We start from the raw sequence: 1,458 nt of genomic DNA on the forward strand, positions 1-1,458 counted from the left end.
GGGAAAAGAGTCAAATGACCCTCCACCTCTATAATCCCCTAGAGGAAAATTTGGCAGTGGAACTAGAAGTTACAGGGAATTTTCCTCCAGAATGGTGTCATTGGAATTTGGAAGGTAGCGATCTACGCAGTCGGGAAACTATGCTAGTGGGAATTTATTTTGATGTTCCCGAAGACTGGCTAGAAAGTCAACCTTTAAACGCGATCGCTTTAAACTATCATGCTACTGTCAGTATTTATTTACAGCGTAGCGACCGTCAAACCAGAGAATTACAAACCCTGAGTTTTAACTTTTGTCTGCGTCCTCACAGTCTTTATTTAGACTTTCTACCAGTTATTTACCGTGAAGTCGATTTCATCGGTCGCCTACTCAAAATCTTTGAGCAAGCATTTGAGCCGACAGTTAACGCTTTAGAAGCGATGTGGGCTTATTTAGACCCCTTAACTGCTCCAGAATCCCTATTACCTTTTCTCGCTCATTGGGTGGGTTGGGAACTACTCAGCACGATTCCCCTAGAACGTCAGCGTTATCTGATTCGCAATGCCATCTCGATTTATCGCTGGCGAGGAACAAAAAAGGGTTTAAGATTCTATCTCCATCTCTACACTGGACTACCTCTAGATGAAGATTTACCAGAACCAGAAAAACATATCTGCATCGAAGAGGCATTAGGTGCTGGATTAGTTCTAGGAGAAGCCAACTTAGGAGAAGATGCCATTTTAGGTGGAGGTCGTCCCTATCACTTTATTGTCCGTCTGCGCTCTCATGGCGACAATCCCCTAGATGAAACCCTAATTAGAAACATTATCGACACCGAAAAACCCATGTGGTGTACCTACGACCTTTATTTAGAAAATAGCAACTAACTATTCGCTGTAAGGGCGTTTCGCGAAACGCCCCTACTAACTACCAACCAATCCACAATCATGTCTCAACTTCCTACACCCCCTATTCATCCTTTTGCAAGACTAAATGCAGTCGATGGTTTGTTAATTAATGCGGAAAGATGGCGCAAAGTACAACAATATCATCGACAAAGGCAAAACTTTCATTACCAAGCACTGCATCAACCAGGTATTGTCTGCGGTTTGGGAGTGAAATTAATCACTCCTAACAGTTCAGTCCCAGAAGTTTTTAAAGATGGTCGTGGAATTCAAGTTCAACCAGGTATTGCCATTGACCTTAAAGGAAATCCCATTATTGTTCCCCAACCACAAAATCTTCATATCGATAAACGCCCGCAACAGGATTCTTTTACCGTTTATGTAGTTGTAGATTATCGCGATCCAGACGATCTAGAAGTTTCTTCTACCCAAGAAATGCTAGAGGAGAAGTTTCGTCTCGATATTAAGGTCAGACCTCCCAACGATCTGGAAATCGAAATCTGTCGCATTATCTTTCCTGCCAATCGAGAAATTCAGGTAACATTACCTGGAGATATTTTGCGTCCTGGATATA

General features: G+C 42.4%; 1 protein-coding gene and 1 pseudogene. Both read left to right on the top strand.

All coding sequences use genetic code 11. The features are described from left to right. Positions 1-866: phage tail protein (locus tag AC33VI_RS17395; protein WP_491783527.1), on the top strand; the 866-nt coding region annotated here is incomplete at its 5' end. A 60-nt stretch (positions 867-926) separates the two neighbouring features. After that, positions 927-1,458: pseudogene (locus AC33VI_RS17400) on the top strand (DUF4159 domain-containing protein); the annotation flags it as partial.

Source organism: Waterburya sp. (assembly GCF_058530065.1).